Here is a 19,132-nt window from a genome sequence, read left to right as displayed (position 1 = left end):
GGTGCCCATGCGCCGCGCCTTCACGTTGATCGAGCTCATTGTGGTGATCGCGATCCTGGCGGTGGTCTCCGCGGCGGTGATCCCCAGGCTCCGGGGCCTCTCCAAGGGACAGGCCGACGTGGCCATCGAGCGCCTTTCGGAATTGCTCAGCCTCTTCGCGTGGCGCGACAACGCCGGCTCGCAGCAATGCGCGATCTACATGAACCCCGACTCCAACGCGATCGAGCTCTGGACGCTCGAGCCCAACCCGGCCCGGCCGGCGGATCCCGCCGAGTGGGTGCCCGACCGCTACGTGCAGCCGGTCCGCATGCCGGAGAGCGTCGAGCTGGCCGACGTGCTGGCCGATGGCATGCGCATCGGCGGATCCGAATGGCGCATCGTCGGTTCCCCTTCGGGCAACCGTCCGCGCATCGAGATGCGCGTCATCGCCGACGGCCTCGACACCTCGCTGGTGCTGGAGCCCGGCGCCGCGATGCCGATCCGAGTGGACAATGGACGCATCGTGGAGGACCAGCGCACCATGCGCGATCTCGACGCGCGGGGAATGAGCCGCGAGCCATGGTGAGCCGCGCTTCCCATCCCGTCCGCCGCGGTTTCGCCCTGCTGGACGCCATTCTCGGCGGCGTGCTGCTGGCCCTGGGGCTGGCGGCGGTGATCACGCTTTCGCAACGCAGCCTGGTCATGCTGCAGCGCGGCGAGCATGAGGCCCAGGCTTCGGCGCTGCTGGATGAATTGCTTGGGCAGGTGCTCGCCGAGGGGCCGGTCCAGTTCGCCCGCCGCCGTCCCATCGAGGGCCGCTGCGAAGCCCCCTGGAACGAATGGAGCTTCTCCATCGACATCACCTCCACGGGCGAGGGGGACGCGTGGGACGTGATGGCGACCGTGACCGACACCCACGGCGTCAAGCACCGCTGCGCCACCAAGGTCGCGCCGCGCGACGTGCAGACACCGCCGACCCGCAAGCCGGAGCAGCCGATCGACCGCAAGGAACGGTTCGAGAAGAAACACGAGGCGGCCAATGGCGGCTAGGCGCGGATTCACCATCATCGAGCTGGTCGTCGCGATCATCATCGCCGCGATCATTTCCGGCGCCGTGGCGAGCTCGCTGAGCCAGCTGGGCCGGGCCCGCGACGCCTCGCGCATCCGCATGACCGCCTCGCGCCGCGCCACCGACGCGCTGGAGAACATCCGCCGCGACGTGCAGAGCGTGCTCCGCAGCGACGATCTCTTCGACACACGCCTGCGGCTGGCCCCCGAAGTCACCCGGACGCCGATGGGCGAACTGGACCGCGACCAGCTGCTCATGTTCGCCACGCGGCTTCGGCCCATCCGCTCCATCGACTACTCGGGCGAGGGCGAGGAGTACGAGACGCAATACCGCATCGAGGATGACCGCGACGGATCCGCACTGTGGCGCCGGCGCGACGCGGTGCCCGACGAGTACGAGGACGCGGGCGGCATCGCCGAGCCCGTCGGCGATGGCGTGATCGCCGTGCGCTTCGAGGCCTACGACGGATCGAGCTGGGTTCAGGAGTGGGACAGCGACATCGACGGCCTGCCGATCTCCATCCGGGCCACCGTCACGGCCAGCGGCGTGCGACCCGGCGAGGACGCCTACGAGGATCCGCGCGCCATCACCGTCATGCGGACCGAGATACCCATCGATCGCGTCGCGGCGCCCAAGTTGGACGAGGCGACACTCGCGGCCAATGCCGCCGCCGAGGCCGCGGCGCAGGGCGGAGGCGCCGGCGGCACTGACGCCGTCGGCGGAGGCGCGAGCACGGGCGGAACTTCCAGCGGCGGATCCGGCGCCGGAATGATCAACAGCGGCATGAATCCATCGGGAGGCGGACGCATTCCCACCGGCGGCGGCGGCCAGGGAACCGGCGGAAATCGCGGCAAAATGCCTCCCGGCGGTCCCTCCACCGGCGGTCGCGGCGGCCCTCCCCCAAGCGGCGGCGGCAACCGCCCCGGAGGTCCCTCATGAGCGCGGCCCGGATCATTCCGTTCGCCGGCGGGCGCCGAGGCGTGGTGACCATCACGGTGATCTGGGCGATTGCCATCGCCGCCATCGTGGTCGCCGCCACGCAGGTCATCGCCTTCCGCGAGGCCACGATCGGACGGGAGTCGATCTCGCGGGTGCAGGCCCGCTGGGCCGCCCGCGCCGGCGTCGAGACCATGATCGCGATCATGGAGTGGCACAACAAGAATCCCGATCCCGACGACGCACTGGCTCTTACCCGCGACCTGGAGAGCAACGCCTTCGGCTCGGTGGAGACCGGGACCTGGGACATCCGCCACTTCATCGACGGACAGGAGTGGGCCGGTCCGCTGGACGAAAACTCAAAGCTGAACATCAACGTGGCGACGCGCACGCAGCTGCTCGCCCTGCCCAGCATCACCCAGGACGTGGTGGATTCCATCTACGACTGGCGCGACGCCGACAACGATCCCCAGCAGCTCGGCGCCGAGGCGGAGTACTACCGCAACCGCGGGCTGGGCTACGAGCCGCGCAACGGAAATTTCCATTCCATCGCGGAGCTGGAGCTGGTCGCCGGCGCCTGGCCGCAATACGTCCGCGGCGAAGACTGGAATCTGAACGGACGGCTCGACCCCAACGAGGACGACAACAAGCGCAGCGCGCCGGACGACAATGGGGATGGGAAGCTGGACGCCGGATGGTCGCAATACCTCACCGCGGCCACGCGACCGGTGACGACCTCCGCGAGCGGGCAGCCCCGCCTGGACCTGCGCAAGGCGACGGCCGCAGAGCTGTCGGCCCGCACCAACATCGACGCGACGCAGGCCGCGGCGATCCTGGCCTATGCGAAGACCAACAACGCCCGGATGGCGAACATCCTGGCCACGCCGCTCTCGCAGCTTTCGGCCTCCCGCAACGCGGGCGCCACCGGCGGGACCGCGGCCAACCGGACCGGGCGCTCCAGCGCCGGCCGCGCCGCCGGCAGCGGCGCCGCCGCGACCACCGCGAGCACCATCAAGAATCTGGACAACAAGCAGCTGCGCCTGGTGCTCAACGAATGCTCCCTCGAGGACTCGCGGACCTCGCAGGCCAACGCCGGCAAGGTCAACCTCAACACCGCCAGCCGCGGCCTGCTGCGCGACATCCTGCAGCTGGACACCCGCTTTGCCGACTCCATCCTGAGCCGGCGGATTTCCAAGGCGGAGGGGCTCGTGAGTCTTGCCGATATCGTAGATTTGTCCGGTGCCACGCAGGAGCAACTCATGATTTTGGGACAAGTCGCCGATGTGACCAGCACCGTCTACCTGATCTCCAGCCGAGGCCGGGCCGAAGGCTCGGGCGCCGAGGCCGAGATCGTGGTGCAAGTCGATCGTTCCGAATCCCCCGTGAAGATCCTGGAGTATCGCGAGCCATGAAGCGTCGAACCCGAGCCCAGATCGATCCGGACTGCGTGGTCGCGCTTTCGGCGAGCGACGAGCGGGCGATCCGCTTCCGCCGCAGCGCCGCCGGCGTGGTGATGGAGGGCGACTGGGACGCGAGCCAGGCGGCGAATAACTTCAAATCCCCCGCCGCCACGATCGCGGTGCTGCAGCCGGCGCGGATGGTCTGCCGCACCTGCGAGCTGCCGGACACCGACGAGGACAAATTGCAGGCGGCCCTGCAGCTGCAGGCGGAGACGCAGCAGCTGGGATCGGTGCCCGCCTGGCGCACGGCGAGCCTGGTGCTGGCGTTCCGCTCCGACGATGGCGGACGCACCGGCGTGGTGGTGGACTGGCCCTCGAGCGATCCCGGCCCCTCGCTGGCGCGGGATCTGCCCCCGGACGGAGAGCCGCTCTTCGCCGGCGACTCGGCCATCCTGGCCGCGACGATGGATGGATACGCGGACGGCCCGCTGGTGACCGTCACGCCGGACCGCACGGCTTTCTCCTTCGCATTGCGGACGCCGCAGGGACTGACGGTGCGCAGCACGCGCATCGACCCGGAGCAGTGGCCCGAGGCCGCGACCGTGGCGGTCGTGGAGAGCGCGCTGCGCGGCGGCATGAACGCGGCGCAGGCGGAGACGCTGGTCGCCCAGCTCGACGAGGCGATCGCCGCGGCGGGCGAGGGCGGATTCGGCTGCACCCTCGGCGACCGCACCGCGCTGGAGGAGCGCGTGAACGGACTCAACGACGCCGCGGCCTGGCGCGAGCATGGCCTGAAGGCGCTGGCGGCCCTGATCTGGTTCAGCCCGAAGAAGCCGCTGGTGTCGCTGCGCGCCCAGCCGATGGGCGAGCGGCCCAAGCGCCTGGGCGAATGGCTCAACCGCCTCGCCGAGCCCCAGTCGCTCGTGCGGGCCGTGCTGCTCTGCCTTCTGGTGCTGGTGCTGGCCCCGCCGCTCTTCGCGGGAGGTCGGCTGCTGCTCCTGCACTGGAAAGTCGGCGACCTGGATGTCAAGGAGCGCTCGCTGCGGGCCTATCAAAAGCAGCTGGATCTCTACTCGGATCTCGAGCGCCGCGCCTGGCCCATGGGCAAGCTGCTGGGCGACATCGCCAACGTGACGCCCGAGGGCGTGGAGTGGGACGACCTGACCATCTCGCAGGATCGCAACGTCTCCATCCACGGACAGGCGAAGAGCCACGATGGCCAGTCGGGCATGGAAGTGGTGCTGCTCTTCGAGCGGCAGATGCGCGACTGCAAAATTTTCGACAAGATGACCAAGCGGCTGGAGCCGCCCGACGGCAAGGGAATGGCGAAATTCACGCTGGCGGCGACTGTGACCAAGCCGACCCTGCGACCCAATTACAAGGAGACGCAGGATTTCGCCCGCAAGACTTTGTCGGAGCGCCGCTATGGACCGGCGCCCGCCGGCGCCAAGCCCGCCCACGACGCGGAGGATGCGAGCGCCAAATCCGAAGAGAAACCCGCGGCTTCCACGGAACTCGCCGCGCCGACCCATGGCGCTGCGTCCGCCGACGCCCCCTCGACCGATCCGATGAAGGAGGAGCCCGCCGCCCTTCCATCGGGAACCGCGGCGACGGAGAGCGGCGGCGCGGAGGCCGCCCCCGAAGGCGAAGCCAAGAGTGCGACCGCACCGGATTCGGGCACGCGACGGGGCAGCCGCGGCGCGCGCTCCTCGACGGCAAGGCCCACGGATCTTCCGAAGCGCTCCGAGCGCACGCCCGACAGCGCCAATGTCGCGGCGCCCATCCCGCCGGCACTGAGCGACACCGAGATCAACGCCATGAGCAAGGAAGAGGCTCAGGCCGCGATCAGCCGCGTGGCCATCGCGCGGCAAAGCGCCGAGGTGGACGACGAGACGAAGAAGCGGCTCAAGGAGGAGTTTGACAAACTCACCAAGCACCTGAGGGGCAAGAAATGAATCTCAAGCTCGACTTCAACCTCGATCGCAATCCGACGCTGGCGCAGATCCGCTCGCTGCCCCCCGCCGGCCGCTGGGGCGTGCTCCTGCTGGCCCTCGTGGTCGCCTATTTCGCCGTCGACGCCCTGAGCTGGAGCTGGGCACGATCCTGGAACGAGCAGGCTGACCGAATCCAGAAGATCCTGAGCGACACTGCGGAGACGATCGCCAACAACGACTCCGCCTCGAACGTCGGGCCGGAGACCTTCGGCCCCGCCGAGCCCATCGGCAGCGAGTCCGAGGGCGCCGAGTCGATGGCCAAGGCGATCGTGGGCATCGTGAAGAAATATTCCACCACGAATTTCGGCTATGACGCCCAGCGGGCAAGCACCCGGCTCTCGGGCATGTCCGCCGGCGGCGACAAACTGTCGAAGGTGAGCGGCGAGCTCCAGTTCGAGTGCTCGCCGGAGGTTTTCTCCAAGATCGTCGCTGACATTGAGTCGCACCCGGCGATTGAATCGATCTCCTCCATCCGGCTGCAGCGCAAGGAGGCCGAGCGCAAGGTGGTCGTGCACATGACGGTGGACGCCTGGGTGGTTCCGAGCAAGTCCGCCAGCGGTGGAGGGATCGGCTGATGCCCCTTCCGACCTGGATTCATCCTCCCAAAGGCGTCCACTGGACGCCTCGTCTCTTGGCCGCGCTGGCCTTGGTCGCCATCGCCGGAGGGATCGCCTTCGCCGGCGTGTTGAACGTGCTCTCCGCCCTGCTGGTCTTCGGCGGGGACATCGATCCCGCCTCGGCGCTGCAGGGCTCGCTGCAGAAGCACGAGCAGCTGGCCAAGCTCGACCGCGACCGCTTCGACGGACGCAGCGCCTTCTTCATGCCGACTCCGCCGGTCCGAGCCCTGCCCAAGCCGCCGCCGCCGAAAATCGAGAAACCCGTCGAGCCGCCACCCCCGTCGATCCCCGCCGAATACACGGGCAAGAGACCGATCGCGGTGCTCGGACCGATCGTCTACTTCGACAGTTTCCAGATCAAGACCGGCGAGGAGAGCAACGGCATCAAGGTGATCGCCACCAATGCACCGTGGAGCGTGAAGCTCGGCCACGAGGGCGGCGAGTATGACGTGGCGATCTGGCCGACGAAAAAGGAGGAGTTCTTCAACGGCAAGTGGTCGACGGCGCGGACCGCCGGCATCGAATCCACGGCGCCTGTGACGGGCTCCAAGCAAAAGAATCCTGGCCTTGACTCCACGGGCAAGGGCAATGCACCAGGCTCGAAAAACCCGGGAAACACCAATCGAAATGGGGCCAATGGAGCCGCCGCGCCTCCCCCGGGCACACCTCCGGGATCAACGTCGGACTCGCCTCCCAGCGCCGTTCCCGGTGCGGCGCCGGCCAACCAACCGCAACCCGATCCCGGCGTCGGACCAGCCACGCCACCGGCCGATACCCCGGCCGTTCCCGAACCGATTCCACCGGTGCACCCCCCCGTCCCGGCCCAGCCAAGCGTCGCTGATTCGGCGGCTTCCAACTCTCCAAGTACCGCTCAATAAAAGGGTTGGGACTCGAAGCAGATGGCCGCACCGGCGCCATTCACCACTGATGCAGATCAACGGCATGGCGTTGAACGCAGCCATCACGCCCCAAGCGACGATTGAGAAGGCCAAAACCAATCCCGACCTCGATGGCCCGACGAAGGAGCGCCTGGACAACGAGCTCGCCCAACTCGCGCAACGCATAAATGAATTAAAAAAGGGGCAATCTCCACCTCCCTGAACCGTTGACCGGCGTCTCGGTTGGTACCTTTCCCACGCCGGACCTCGGCGCTACCAAGCCCTGTTTTTTCACTCAAAAAGTGACCATTTGGTCGATATCGAAAGAGTTGTTTGACTCGGATTTCCAAAGCCTTGCGACCATCCACGATCCAACTCCGCGCCATTCGCTCCGTGCTGCTCCTTGCAGCGGCGGTGGTGGCGCCGGCGCTGGCGATGTCCTCGTATGACCGACCGGCGCGACCGCAACCGGCGCCGCAGCCGACCGCGACGATCGCTGAGAAGCCCGTCGCGTTTCACTCGGCGGTGATCCTTCCGCAGGATGCGGGTCGTCGCCCCGCCGCCACGCCGCAGCCCGCCGCCGGTTCCAAGACTTCCGCACCGACACCATCGACCGCGACTCCGGCGCCGCCAACGGATCCCGCCGCGGCGCACGAGGAAACTTCGACCACCGGCGCTCAATCGACCGAGATCGCGCCGGTTCCCAACGAGGTGCCTGCCGGAACGATCCAGCTCGAGGGCTCGCTCCTCTCGCAAGGCGCCAAGGAAATCCGCGGCGCACGCCGTCAGGGTCCGACCGACAAGGTCAAGCTGACGTTCAAGGAAACGAAGATCGAGGACACGATCCCCTTCATCGTCGAGACCACCGGCAAGGCGGTGATGATCCGCCTGCAGCAGGTCGCCGCCAGCAAGATCACGCTGGTCATGGACAAGGAAGTCAGCCGACAGGACGCGCTGGACCTGCTCTTCCAGGCCTTCCGCCTGAACGCGGTCGGCGTGGTGGAGACCGACAAGGTCGTCATGATCGACATGCTGACCGACATGAACAAGCTGCAGCCGATCACGGTGCTCGGACCGGAGATCGACGTTTCAGCGCTCGCCGAGGATGGCACGATCTGCCTCAAGATCTTCAAGATCGAGAACACCAAGGCGCAGAACGTCTACGACCAGCTGCAGAGCAATCTGCCCGACTACGTCCAGTTCAGCGTGGACAACAATTCCAACCAGCTCATTTTGGAAAGCGACATCGGCTTCGCCAAGCGCGTGCAGCGGATGATTTCGCTGCTGGACGTGCCCGCCTACCTCGAGGTCCGCACCGAGACCTTCAAGCTGAAGTACGCCGACGCGACGCAGATCTCCACGCTGATCCAGGAGCTCTTCGCGGCCAAGACCGTGGGCGGCGGCAATACCCAGCCGCAGCAGCCCGGCCAGCAGGGCCAGCCGCAGCGACCAGGGCAGCCCGCGGGGGCCCGCCGCTCCTCCAGCGGCAGCGGCGGCGAAGGCCTGATTCCCGGCACCAGCGAGCAACTGGTCGTCACCGTGCTCCCCACCATGAACTCGCTCACGATCCGCGCCGAGCCGGAGATCCTGCAGGAAATCCGCCGCCTGATCACCACCGCGTGGGACGTGCCGATTACGAAGGACGGCCAACCCTTCCGGTTGTATGACCTGAAGTACACCGATCCGATCAAGGTGAAGGACATGCTGCAGGCGCTGCTGGAATCCGGCGGCGGCGGCAGCAGCACGACGCGGCGCCCCTTCTCCGGCGCGGCGGGCGCGGCGGGCGGAGCCAACCGGAACAACGCCGGCGGCGCGCGGCAAGGCGCGGGCGGCGGCGACTCCACCGGCGCCGACGTCGCGGTCTCCAACGTCTTCCGCATCGAGGCCTATCCGGACTCGGGCCGCCTGCTGGTCGTCACCAAGACTCCGGACAATTTCGTCTGGCTGGACAAACTGATTCAGGACATTGACCAGCCGCTGCAGGCGGGCCTGCCCATCAGCGTGGAATTGAAGCACGCCAACGCCGTGCAGGTGGCCGAGATCCTCAACGCCCTGCTGGCCGAGGCCGGCAGCGGCACCGGCATCAAGGCGCCCAACGAAGGCCTGACCGGCATCGACTTCAGCGGCGCCGCGGGCGGCACCACGACCGGATCCTCCTCGACGAGCCAGCCCACCGGTGTCACCAGCAACGGCTCGACCAGCGGCACCTCGAACGAAATCAAGTTCCCCTGGCAATCCGCTCGGGGAGCCGGCGACACGGCCACCGAGGTCAGCGCCCTGGTGGGCAAGACCCGCGTCGTGCCCAACGCCGGGCAGAACAGCGTGTTGGTGCTGGCGGCGCCGGAAATCCAGCAGGCGATGATGGACATCATCGAGAAGCTCGACAAACCCGGGCGTCAGGTCATGATCAGCTGCGTCCTCGCCGAGGTCCAGCTCGGAGACCAGTTCGCCTTCGGCTTGAAGTTCGGGCAGCGCGGCACCATTCAGCCGCTGACCGGCGCCAACGCCATCGTGGTCAACGGGCAGGGCACGACCCCGATCTACGAAGGCTCGCGCACCGGTGACTTCATCGGCGACCTGACTTCAAGCGTGCTGGCCTTCGGCGTGGACGCGACTGTGATCCTGCAGGCCCTCGAGGAGCAGACCCAGGTCCGCATCCTGCAGCAGCCGCGCGTTTTCACCAGCGACAACCAGGAGGCGAAGTTCTTCGACGGGCAGGATGTGCCCTTCCAGACCGGCCAGACGACGGGTGGCACCACGGGCGGCGGCACCACCGCGAGCTTCGACCAGATCGCCGTCGGCATCGGACTGAATGTGCGGCCGCGCATCACCAAGGACCTGAATGTCGCGATGCAGATCGAGATCCTGCTGAGCAATGTGGACACCACCCCCACGACAGTGACGGCCCCGGGTTCCAATCCGACCATCAAGCGTCGTCAGACCAACACCTCAGTCGTGATCAAGAACGGGCAGACCATCGTCATCAGCGGCATCCGCAAGGAAACCGAGAACAAGGTGAAGACCAAGGTGCCGATCCTTGGCGACATTCCGGTGCTGGACTGGGTCTTCTCCTCGACCGAGAAGGTGGACGCGGCGACCGAGCTCGTGCTTTTCGTCACGCCGCTGGTCGTCGACAATCCGGACGAGAACGACACCAACTTCAATGTCATGGAAATCGAGCGACTGCGGGCGCTGGAGAAGCCGCTGGACAGCAAGCTGGAGGAAATGGTGAAGCGGCTCGATGAGAAGAAAGGCTCGAAGGATCCGCAGAAGCCGAATCCAACCAACGAGCCGCTTGAGCAAGTCAACACGCCGCTGCCGCCCGCTCCGAAGATGCACGAGATGATCCCGCAGAAGACGCAGGAGCCGCTTCCGCCCAAGCCCGAGTGACCGGCGCCCGACGCGCGGACTCGCTTTCCACATTCAAGATTTCGCCTGCGAATCCGCCCTGCCGGTGTCGTACACTTTTGCCCGTCCCAGGAATTGACGCATGAGACGAAACCCCGCCCATCCCATTGCGCGCCTGGCACTGGCCTTGAGCCTGGCGGCATGCGTGAAGCAGGTGACGCCGCTGGGCCCCAGCCGCCTGGTGGTGAACGAGGGCGGCAGCGACCAGGTGGTCCGCAACGATTCCGGCGCGGTGACGCGGGACACCTCGCTGCGATTTCGCATCGAGCCCCTGCCCTCGCTGGCGACCGACGGATTCCAGCTGCCCCTGCCCAGCGCGGATGGCATGCAACTGGCCTGGCAGCGGCAATCCAACTTCAACTGGCCGATGCTCACGGCGGCCCCCGAGGCGCCCCCGGCGGTTCATGGCATTGTCTCGGTGCGCGGCATCGAGGAGTCCGAGGCCGCCCACACCTGGGAAGGCCCCTACATGCTGGGCCGCGGCTGCGACGCGCGGGGCGTGCTGGTGGAAAGCCCGCAGGAGGATGGCTCGCGATGGATCGGCCTGCTGCCCTGGGATGGCGGCGACCCGCGCTGGCTGGTGCAGGATTCCGCGGTGAACGCCTTCGCGTCGCTCGGGCCGCGCGGCGAGTTGGCCTGGTCGCGCCGCGCCATTGGCGAGCGCGAGTTCACCGTGATCGTGGAGCGCCCCGAGGGAAGGTTTGAATGGCCGCGCAAACCGGAGGAAAGCTGGATGCTTCCGATCGTGGCGCCGGACGGCATTTTCGCGATGCGACTGCGCGACGGCACGCTGGAACTGGCCTACCTGCCGCTGCGACCGGGCCAGACGATGAAGACGGAAGAGTCGCGGCCGGCGATCATCCGCCGGAGCCTCTCCATGCGCGGCTCGGAGCGACTGGCCTACCAGTGCTTCAGCTCGATCCCGCCGGACCGCGCGGTGCGGGCGGATGGATCGCTGATGTTCTTCCATCCCGACCTGGGGCGCATGGCGATCTGGCAGCCACGGACGGACACGCTCACGCCCCTTCCGCTGGGAACCCTTTCGGCGACCTCCAACGGCGACAAGCAGCTTCTGGTTTCGTTCAAGGACCGCCTGGCCACGCTTTCACTGCCGGTGGATCCGGTTCGCGGCCCGGTGACGGTGATTCAGGAGCCCTGGCTCGCCCGGTCGCCCAGCGGCCCGGGAAGCAACCCCGGACGAGTGATTCTGCTGCTGCCCGGGGCGGGAACCTGCCGAATCGCGGCCCTGCGCCTGGACTGAGCCGGGTCAGACTTCCTCGTCTTCGTCCTCTTCCTCATCCTCGTCGTCATCGTCGTCGAGGTCCTCGTCGTCATCGTCGTCCTCATCCTCGTCGTCGTCCTCTTCCTCGTCTTCGAGGTCGTCATCGTCTTCGAGGTCGTCCTCCTCCTCCTCGGCGTCGTCCTTCTCTTCCTCGACGACAATCTCGTCCTCCTCGTCCTCGTCGTCGTCGAGATCGTCGTCCTCCTCGACCTCCTCCTTCTCCTCGACTTCAACGTCCTCGTTGCCGAAATCATCCTCCTCGGCGAAGTCGTCGTCGTCATCCTCGAAGGGGTCGATGTCCTCGTCGTCGTCGGGACCGACCATGGCCGGCGCCGCCGTTGCGCGTGCGAGCAGCAATTTCAGAAGATCATGGTCGAGCGTGTTCATGGTCGCGGCGCGGGTCCCTTGGTGGTTGAAAGTCAACAGGGTTTATCCATGAGAACGGGCGGTTTGTCAATGGGGCAAAGGTGCCGGAATCGCGATGGTTCGGTCATCCCCGCCGAGGAAGATCCATCCGTCGATGGCCTCGGCACGGGCGATCCGACCGACCGTGGTCCGCACGGCGACCGGCGCGCCGATGGAGCGAAGTCCGTCGGAGGGGCGGAACTCGCGCAGCAGAAACTCCGGACCGCCGCCGGGCTCGGCGAAGAGATCGGGACGGGTGCCGTCGATGACGAACACCGCGTTGTCGCCGATCACCGCGTTCTCGTAGCGACGGTCCACCGCGACCGCGTCGGCTCCCTGCAGGGATCCATCGTCGGCGTGCAGGCTCATCCGCTGCATGCGCTGCACGAGCCACTGGTTTCGATAAGGCTGCACCGAGATGCGGCCCGACTCTCCCTCGCCGCCCGAGGGAACCACGAAGGGCATCGCGCTGGCGCGCCCGGTGGCCATGCTCAGGGCGACGACATTTCCGGATCGCTCGCGCAGCAGGCACCAGGAGCCCGCAACCTGCGCCGGCGGCGAGTCCTTGTAGCGCCGGTCCAGCTGCGTCCAGCGCGTGGGCAGGCCGCTCTCGAGCTCGAGCGCCGCCACCATTTCATCGGTCGCCACCAGCAGGCAGTCCGGAAGGATCTGCAACCAGCGCACCCGTCCCCATTCCTTGGGCAGGACGCGCTGGGCCGAAACAGCGCCCTTGGCGGCGTCGATCGCCTGGATCAGGTTCGGATTGCTGGTGAGTTCCTCGCTGGTGGCCGTCTCGCGCCCGGCGATCACCACCAGGCTCGGCGAGGATTCCTGCCAGTCGATCGCGTGGATCGCGGAGGCGAAGGACCACTGGACCGCGCCCGTGGCATTGGAGACGCCGACCACTTCGCCGTCGTTGCGGATCAGGGCGCAGACCGGTCCGGCGCGCAGGCAGGCGAGCGCCGCGGCGTCCGCCCGGTCGTTGGCGGTGGCCAGTCCCATCGACGCGATCCGCTCCGGCTGGAACAGCGTCTGAACCGAATCCAATCTCCACACCGTGGCACCATCCTTGGGGTTCAGCGCCAGCAGCGCGCCATCGTCGCGGGATTGCGGGCACCAGAGCACGATGCCGGGCGACATGGCCATCACCGAGGGATCGCGGTCGCCGAAGTTGCTCCGCCAGATGATGCCCAGGTCGTCGCCGCCGCGCAGCAGCAGCGAGGCGGGCTCGGCGAAGAGCATGGAGGTGCGCGGCCGCTCGTCCTGGGCCTCCGCGGACATGGAAAGCAGGCGGCCGACCAGCGTGGTCGCGCGGGGCTCGGCGGAGCCCAGCTTCGGCAGCGGGCCCGCGCCCGCCTCGCCGGGCCAGCGCGTCCCCGGCGGATCGTTGGTGCGCATCGCCTTGCAGATTTGAGCGGCATTCACAAGGCCGCGGCTGCGGGCCAGCTGCTCCGCCTCCTGGAGCACCGCACCCGCTTCGCCGGGGGCGCCCGCCAGCAGTGCGGCGACATGCGCGGCGTGAACCAGGGCCAGATCGCCGCACTCGCGCATCTCGGCGCGGGCCTTCTCGGCGGCGCGCCGACGCGGCGCCATGACGGCGGTCAGCGGGCGCGCCACCACGCGCTCCAGCGCCGCCACCCGCGCCGAGGTCCGCCGCGGATCGTCGCCCACCAGCTCGTCGCGCATCTCTTTCGATTCCAGCAGGGAAATCCACTGATCCAGCGCCTCTTCCAACTTCCCCTGCTCGGCCGCCAAGTCTCCCATGCGCAGGGCCAGCGCCGCCCGCTGTGTCGATGTGCGCGCCGTGCTCCGGGCGATGGCCAGGAGCTTCGACTGCGTGTCCAGGTCGATCTCCTTCATGCCCAGCACCTCCAGCAGCCTGCGCAGCAGCTCGTCGCGCAGGGCGCCGGACGGGCTTTCATCCTTGTTGATCGCCGCGGACATGGCGGTGGCGCCGTCGAGCATCAGCGCCGATCGTCCCCAGGTGCGACCCAGCTCGAAGAGCGCCAGACCGCTGCGCGGATCGCCGGGATTCAGGGCCAGCCGCGCCCGCAGCAGGCGCTCGCCCTCCGCGGCCTCCATTGAAAGCGTGACCCGCTGCGCGTCGACCGTGGCGAGCTGGCCCTCGCGCAGGGAGAGATTGCCTCCTGCTTCCAGGGGCAGCTCGCCCACCAAGCGTCCGGTCTCGGGATCCAGCAGCACGGCGCGACCCGCCAATGGAACCGCCAGCAGCGGCCGTCCGTTGCGATCGGCGCCGAGCGAGCTCTCCCCGCGCACCGTGACCGGCTCCTTCAATTGCTCCGACAATTTCCAGATCGCGCGGCGCGGATCGGCGATGTCCACCGCGACCACGTCCTCGCTCAGCAGATAGAGGCGCTGCGCGTCCGCCAGCAGCGAGCGCGCCGCCGGAAGCTGCTCGTTCACGCCCAGCATCGCCGACCAGATCTCCGAGCCATCCGCCGCGGAGAGGCAGACCAGCGTGTTCTGGTCGGGCTGGATCCAGTAGACGCGGTCGTTGGCGACCACCGGCGAGGGCAGTTGCCAGGCGGGGTTTGAAGTGCGCGGCTCGCGCAGCGGGGCGCTCCAGCGCCGCAGCCAGAGGACATGGCCGTTGGAGGCGTCGATCCGCGCCACCACGCCCAGGCTGGTGGCGGCGATCACGTCCCCTTCGAACTGCGAGGGGGAACTGAGCGGCCGCGAGACGGCCAGGCGGACTCCGCCGGCGGCGCCAAGCGAGTTGGCCCATCGCAGCGCGCCGGTGGCGCGGTCCAGGGCGATCAACCATGCGGCGCTTTCAAGGCGCGAGTTGCTCTTGCGCGCCTGCACCACGACCACGTCGTCAAAGACCAGCGGCTCGCCGTGGGGAAAGAGCTCGTCGAATTCCGTGCGGCCCAACCGGTCGAAGTGCACGTCCCACTGCCGCGCGCCGTTGAGCAGCGAGAGGGCCGTCACGCGGGGCAGACCGGAGCGCTGCTCCAGCAGCGCGTGGCCCGGCAGCGTGATTACCAGATCCCCCGCCGGCACCGCGACGGCCAGGTCGCTGGGCACCAGCTTGGCCTGGTCTTCGGGGGAGCCGATCGAATGTTGCCAACGCTCCAGCCCCGAGTGCCGGTCGAGCAGGCGCACCGTGACGCCGTCGGCGATCAGCACGCCGTCGCCGGAGAAGCGGGCTGTCGCCAGCAGGGCCGTGCCGGTGGCCGCGGCGTCGCGCGTGGCCAGCGCCAGCGCCTGCGGGTCCGCCTCGGCGACATGCCGATTGAGCCAGGCCTCGGGAAGCCACGCACTCCAGAGGGGCCGCCACTGCGCGACCGTGGTGGCTTCAGCCGAGGCTTCGCGTGCCGGCGGCGCGGCGGCGGCCGGCGCCGGGGCCTCGATGCTGCGCCGTGCGTTTTCAAGAAGTTTCTTCTTCGCCGGATCGAGCGAGGGATGGCGCAGCGACTTGTCGATCCAGCGCCGCGCCGAGGAGACGCGACCCTCGTCCAGCGCCTGTTGGGCCAGGAGCATCATGGCCTGCAGCCCCGCCGGCGTCAGTGCCCGCAACTCGGCGACCTGCTGCGCGTCACCCTGGTCGAGCTGACGCTGGGCCGCGGCGGATTCCTCGCGCAGCCAGCTCTCGCGCACCTGTGCATTGGAGAGCAGGAAGCGCTCCGCGGCGTCGGCGGTGTTCTGGTAGCGATCGGTCGAATCGTCCCAGGGCACCAGCTTGCGCGAGAAGCGGTCCACCGCCTCCTGCAGCGCCCGGGCGCTCTCGACCGGATTGGCAGCGGCGGATTCGCGGGCCCGGCGCAGCAATTCCGCCCCGGTGGGACTGGCGTCGATCGTGACCGGCGCCGATTCCTGTGCCCGTGCGATCGGCGCCAGGAGAACCGCCGCCAGCAGGGCCGGCGCGGTCATGCGAAGGAGTCGGGGTCCGGTCGCGACGCGTTTCACGCCTGAACGATACATTGCAACCATGCCGGAGTGCATCCGCCCCCAAGCCGATTCGCGAACCTTTCCCCGCTTTTTCCAGCGTTGGATGGCCGCCTCGATCGCGTGCGCCGCTGCGCTGCTGACGGCCTGCACCACCCCGCCAGGCATCTCGGTGACCGGGGTTGACGTGGTCGAGGTCGGCACCAACTCCAACGAAGTGGCGATCCGACTGCAAATGAGCAATCCGACCAAGGTGCCGATCCGCATCGACACCTGGAGCTACTCCATCCGGGTCCGCAACGAGAGCGTCTATTCGGGTGAATGGGTCGCCGCGGTCACAATCCCGCCGGAAAGCCGCCTGATCACCGCCATCCCCGCGGTCGTGCCGGTCAAGAGCCGGCCGGGGCCGGATTCCCCCTGGAGCGTCAGCGGCTCGGTGCAATATCTTGAAACCAGCCGCTTCAGCCAGCTGCTCTATGACCTGGGCCTGAACCGCCCCTCAACGTCGTTCTCATCCTCCGGCAGCGGGATGGGCTCGGGCGGCTCCATCCCCAGCGCCGGTTAAGCACCAGCCGCCGGCAATACGACAGCGCGGGCTGAGCGCCGTCATTGCAAAGCCACAGCGCCGCAGAGCACCGCGCATCAATCACAACGTGTTCGGGTGAGAAAGCCGGCGGTGCCGCTGGGTTTCGCTGTTCATCAGGAACTGATGCACGCCGATGGCGCGGGGATCGGCGGCGTCGAGGTGATCCCAGCGGACGCGCTCGTAGGTCCCGTCGCCGCGCATCTGCCAGGCCTGGCGGCAATCGTTGAGGCAGGTCTGGATGACTTCCCAGAGACGGGCGCGATGCTCCGCCAGCAGGATCGGCGTGGCCGCCTCGACGCGCGTCTGCAGGTTGCGGTACATCCAGTCGGCGCTGCCGATGTACATCTCGCCCTCCAGCGGATCCTGCTTGCCCGCCTGGAACCAGAAGATCCGGCTGTGCTCGAGGAAACGGCCGACGATGCTGCGGACGCGGATGTTCTCGCTCAGGCCGGGCACGCCCGGGCGCAGGCAGCAGAATCCGCGCACGATCAGGTCGATCTGCACGCCCGCCTGGCTGGCCTTGTAGAGCGCGTCCATGATGCCGCGATCCTCGAGCTGGTTCATCTTGGCGATGATCCGCCCCGGCCTGCCCGGCTTGGTGAGCTCGATCTCCTGGTCGATCAGCTGCACGAATCGCTTCTTCATCGCCACCGGTGCGATCAGCAGGCGCTGGTAGTCGCGCTGGCGGCTGCGGCCCGTCATGTAGTTGAAGAGGCCGGTCAGGTCCTCGGTGATCTCGGGATGGCAGGTCAGCAGACCAATGTCCTCGTAAAGCTTGGCGGTCTTGGAGTTGTAGTTGCCGGTGCCGATGTGCCCGTAGCAGCGGATGCCGTCGGCTTCCTGGCGCACCACCAGCGCCGTCTTGGTGTGGGTCTTGAGTCCGACCACGCCGTAGGCGACGTGCACGCCGGCGTCTTCGAGCTTGCGGGCCCAGCGGATGTTGCGGGCCTCGTCGAAGCGGGCGCGCAGCTCCACCAGCACGGCGACCTGCTTGCCGCTCTCCGCGGCCTGGATCAGGCTGGAGATGAAGGGACTGTCGCCGCTGGTGCGGTAGAGGCTCTGCTTGATGCAGAGCACCTTGGGATCCTTGGCGGCCTGCTCGATGAACTGCTCCACGCTCGCCTCGAAGCTCTCGTAGGGATGGTGCAGCAGCACGTCGCCGCGACGGATCCGCGCGAAGAGGTCGTAGTTGCCGTGGTCGTAGTCCACCGGCTTGAGCGGCGTCCAGGGGGTGTAATGCAGATCGGCGTCGTCCAGGTCGGCGATCTCGTTGAGCGCGCCATAGTCAAGCAGCCCATCGGACTCGTAGATGTCCGCCTCGTCGATCTCCAGTTCGTCCATCAGGAATTTGAGGATGCGCGGATTGGCGTCGGAGGGAATCTCCATGCGCACCACGCGGGCGAAGCGGCGCTCGCGCAGTTGCTGCTGGATCGCTTCGAGCAAATCATCGGCGTCGTCGTTGTCGTTGTCGATCTCCGCGTTGCGGGTGACGCGGAAGGGCAGCACCTTGAGAATCTCCATGCCGGGAAAGAGCTCGTCCAGGTTGTGCTCGATGATGTCCTGCAGCGTGGTCCATCGCCGCGTGCCGGGGACGCGGTAGAGACGCGAGGGAATCTCCGGCACCTTGACCCGCGCGAAGAGCTGCTCGCTTTCGCCCGGCCGCTGCAGCATCACGCCCAGGCTCACGCTCATGTTGGAGATGAAGGGGAAGCGGTGTCCCGGATCGACGGCCAGCGGCGTCAGGATCGGGAAGACATTGTGGCGGAACCATTTGCGGGCCTCGTTCTGCTCGTCGATGTCCAGCCCCTCCCACTTGAGCAGTTCGATGCCGCTCTCCAGCAGCGCCCGCGAGAGCTCGTTCTTGAGCAGTCCCGCCTGCGCCTTGCCCATGGCCTGCACGCGGTCGCGGATGCCGGCGAACTGCTGCGTGGGGGTGAGCGCCTCCACCACCGGGCCGGCGCGGCCCTCCTCGATCTGGTTGCGCAGCGAGCCCACCCGCTTCATGAAGAATTCGTCGAGGTTGTTGGAGAAGATCGAGAGGAAGCGGACCCGCTCCAGCAGCGGAACGCCCGCGTCGCCGGCGACATCCAGGACGCGCCGGTTGAACTCGAGCCACTCGAAGTCGCGGTTGAGAAAGCGGGCGGGATCCGTCAGCGGAGCGGGCGCGGCCTCGCTGCCGGTGCTGGCGTCGGTGGCGATGGGATCGAGATGGATGCGCTCGCGTTTCAAGCCGTCGCCTCCTCGAGGGGCTGGTAGCACGCCTCGCACTGCGGGGCCTCGGTCACGCGGACTTCCTTCACGCGGACGCCGCCGGGAAGTCCGGTCATCATCTTTTTCGCGATGTGCCGGGCCACATGCTCGGCGGTGGGATTGATCTTGTCGAAGGGCGCCGTCTCATTGAGGGAGCGGTTCATGAAGGGGCGGATCGTCTCGTCGAGGGAGCGCTCCAACGCGTGGAAGTCGCAGAGCAGGCCGTCGCCGTCGAGCCGGCCGCCGCACACCGCCACCGTGACTTCCCAGTTGTGCCCATGCATGGGCTCGCGCACCCCCGCCATCACGATGGCGTGGGCGGCCGGAAAAATGCGGCGAACGCGGAGCTCGAACATGCGATCGAGTATATGGCCTGAGCGGGAAACGGCGGCCGGAATCGATGTTTCATCGCGCCGCGG

15 protein-coding genes are annotated in these 19,132 nt (G+C 67.9%); 11 read left to right on the top strand and 4 right to left on the bottom strand.

Features of this window, described 5'->3' with window-relative positions; genetic code table 11:
* Window positions 1-7: 7 nt before the first annotated feature.
* From K8R92_05775 to K8R92_05730, 10 genes are all read left to right on the top strand, one after another.
* Window positions 8-565, top strand: a complete 558-nt coding sequence (locus tag K8R92_05775; GenBank protein MCE9619397.1) for a type II secretion system GspH family protein — start codon at window positions 8-10, stop codon at window positions 563-565.
* Window positions 559-1,029: a hypothetical protein gene (locus tag K8R92_05770; protein ID MCE9619396.1), complete on the top strand. Its 471-nt coding sequence runs from the start codon at window positions 559-561 to the stop codon at window positions 1,027-1,029. Before K8R92_05775 ends, K8R92_05770 begins: the two co-directional genes overlap by 7 nt.
* Window positions 1,019-1,987, top strand: coding sequence for a prepilin-type N-terminal cleavage/methylation domain-containing protein (locus K8R92_05765; GenBank protein ID MCE9619395.1), 969 nt, complete (start codon window positions 1,019-1,021; stop codon window positions 1,985-1,987). The genes K8R92_05770 and K8R92_05765 overlap by 11 nt, the downstream gene beginning before the upstream one ends.
* Window positions 1,984-3,396 carry a general secretion pathway protein GspK gene (locus tag K8R92_05760; protein ID MCE9619394.1) on the top strand — a complete coding sequence of 471 codons (1,413 nt, stop codon included), beginning with the start codon at window positions 1,984-1,986 and terminating at the stop codon, window positions 3,394-3,396. The genes K8R92_05765 and K8R92_05760 overlap by 4 nt, the downstream gene beginning before the upstream one ends.
* Window positions 3,393-5,339 carry a hypothetical protein gene (locus K8R92_05755; GenBank protein ID MCE9619393.1) on the top strand — a complete coding sequence of 649 codons (1,947 nt, stop codon included), beginning with the start codon at window positions 3,393-3,395 and terminating at the stop codon, window positions 5,337-5,339. The genes K8R92_05760 and K8R92_05755 overlap by 4 nt, the downstream gene beginning before the upstream one ends.
* Window positions 5,336-5,953 carry a hypothetical protein gene (locus tag K8R92_05750; protein ID MCE9619392.1) on the top strand — a complete coding sequence of 206 codons (618 nt, stop codon included), beginning with the start codon at window positions 5,336-5,338 and terminating at the stop codon, window positions 5,951-5,953. The genes K8R92_05755 and K8R92_05750 overlap by 4 nt, the downstream gene beginning before the upstream one ends.
* A complete protein-coding gene (locus tag K8R92_05745) occupies window positions 5,953-6,873 on the top strand; it encodes a hypothetical protein (protein MCE9619391.1) in 921 nt (306 codons plus the stop codon). The genes K8R92_05750 and K8R92_05745 overlap by 1 nt, the downstream gene beginning before the upstream one ends.
* A gap of 49 nt (window positions 6,874-6,922) precedes the next feature.
* On the top strand, window positions 6,923-7,096 hold the full coding sequence (locus K8R92_05740; protein ID MCE9619390.1) for a hypothetical protein: 174 nt from the start codon (window positions 6,923-6,925) through the stop codon (window positions 7,094-7,096).
* 131 nt (window positions 7,097-7,227) lie between these two features.
* Complete coding sequence (locus K8R92_05735; GenBank protein MCE9619389.1) at window positions 7,228-10,263, top strand: hypothetical protein; 3,036 nt, start codon at window positions 7,228-7,230, stop codon at window positions 10,261-10,263.
* A 100-nt stretch (window positions 10,264-10,363) separates the two neighbouring features.
* Window positions 10,364-11,542 (top strand): hypothetical protein, encoded by a 1,179-nt coding sequence (locus tag K8R92_05730; protein MCE9619388.1) that lies wholly within the window; start codon window positions 10,364-10,366, stop codon window positions 11,540-11,542.
* Window positions 11,543-11,548: 6 nt separating this feature from the next.
* On the opposite strand, the gene K8R92_05725 is transcribed toward K8R92_05730, so the two are convergent.
* Window positions 11,549-11,950, bottom strand: coding sequence for a hypothetical protein (locus K8R92_05725; protein ID MCE9619387.1), 402 nt, complete (start codon window positions 11,948-11,950; stop codon window positions 11,549-11,551).
* Between the two features lie 66 nt (window positions 11,951-12,016).
* Complete coding sequence (locus tag K8R92_05720) at window positions 12,017-15,898, bottom strand: PQQ-like beta-propeller repeat protein (GenBank protein MCE9619386.1); 3,882 nt, start codon at window positions 15,896-15,898, stop codon at window positions 12,017-12,019.
* Window positions 15,899-15,920: 22 nt separating this feature from the next.
* Between K8R92_05720 and K8R92_05715 the strand changes: the two genes are divergently transcribed.
* Window positions 15,921-16,442, top strand: coding sequence for a hypothetical protein (locus tag K8R92_05715; protein ID MCE9619385.1), 522 nt, complete (start codon window positions 15,921-15,923; stop codon window positions 16,440-16,442).
* 81 nt (window positions 16,443-16,523) lie between these two features.
* Here the strand turns inward: K8R92_05715 and ppk1 are convergent, their stop codons facing one another.
* On the bottom strand, window positions 16,524-18,692 hold the full coding sequence (ppk1, locus tag K8R92_05710) for a polyphosphate kinase 1 (protein MCE9619384.1): 2,169 nt from the start codon (window positions 18,690-18,692) through the stop codon (window positions 16,524-16,526).
* Entirely contained in the window at window positions 18,689-19,069 is a 381-nt protein-coding gene (locus tag K8R92_05705) for a 6-carboxytetrahydropterin synthase (protein ID MCE9619383.1), read from the bottom strand. The genes ppk1 and K8R92_05705 overlap by 4 nt, the downstream gene beginning before the upstream one ends.
* Window positions 19,070-19,132: the final 63 nt, after the last annotated feature.

The sequence above is a fragment of the Planctomycetota bacterium genome, assembly GCA_021414025.1.
Lineage (GTDB): Bacteria > Planctomycetota > Phycisphaerae > Phycisphaerales > SM1A02 > SYAC01.
The sequence above is the reverse complement of the archived record's forward strand: the minus strand, read 5'-3'. Positions and strand labels throughout refer to the sequence as shown.

Excerpts from the sequence above, each read along its gene's own strand:
- K8R92_05775 (MCE9619397.1), top strand. The coding sequence starts at position 8 with ATGCGCCGCGCCTTCACGTTGATCGAGCTCATTGTGGTGATCGCGATC.
- K8R92_05770 (MCE9619396.1), top strand. The coding sequence starts at position 559 with ATGGTGAGCCGCGCTTCCCATCCCGTCCGCCGCGGTTTCGCCCTGCTG.
- K8R92_05765 (MCE9619395.1), top strand. The coding sequence starts at position 1,019 with ATGGCGGCTAGGCGCGGATTCACCATCATCGAGCTGGTCGTCGCGATC.
- K8R92_05760 (MCE9619394.1), top strand. The coding sequence starts at position 1,984 with ATGAGCGCGGCCCGGATCATTCCGTTCGCCGGCGGGCGCCGAGGCGTG.
- K8R92_05755 (MCE9619393.1), top strand. The coding sequence starts at position 3,393 with ATGAAGCGTCGAACCCGAGCCCAGATCGATCCGGACTGCGTGGTCGCG.
- K8R92_05750 (MCE9619392.1), top strand. The coding sequence starts at position 5,336 with ATGAATCTCAAGCTCGACTTCAACCTCGATCGCAATCCGACGCTGGCG.
- K8R92_05745 (MCE9619391.1), top strand. The coding sequence starts at position 5,953 with ATGCCCCTTCCGACCTGGATTCATCCTCCCAAAGGCGTCCACTGGACG.
- K8R92_05740 (MCE9619390.1), top strand. The coding sequence starts at position 6,923 with ATGCAGATCAACGGCATGGCGTTGAACGCAGCCATCACGCCCCAAGCG.
- K8R92_05730 (MCE9619388.1), top strand. The coding sequence starts at position 10,364 with ATGAGACGAAACCCCGCCCATCCCATTGCGCGCCTGGCACTGGCCTTG.
- K8R92_05725 (MCE9619387.1), bottom strand. The coding sequence starts at position 11,950 with ATGAACACGCTCGACCATGATCTTCTGAAATTGCTGCTCGCACGCGCA.
- K8R92_05715 (MCE9619385.1), top strand. The coding sequence starts at position 15,921 with ATGCCGGAGTGCATCCGCCCCCAAGCCGATTCGCGAACCTTTCCCCGC.
- K8R92_05705 (MCE9619383.1), bottom strand. The coding sequence starts at position 19,069 with ATGTTCGAGCTCCGCGTTCGCCGCATTTTTCCGGCCGCCCACGCCATC.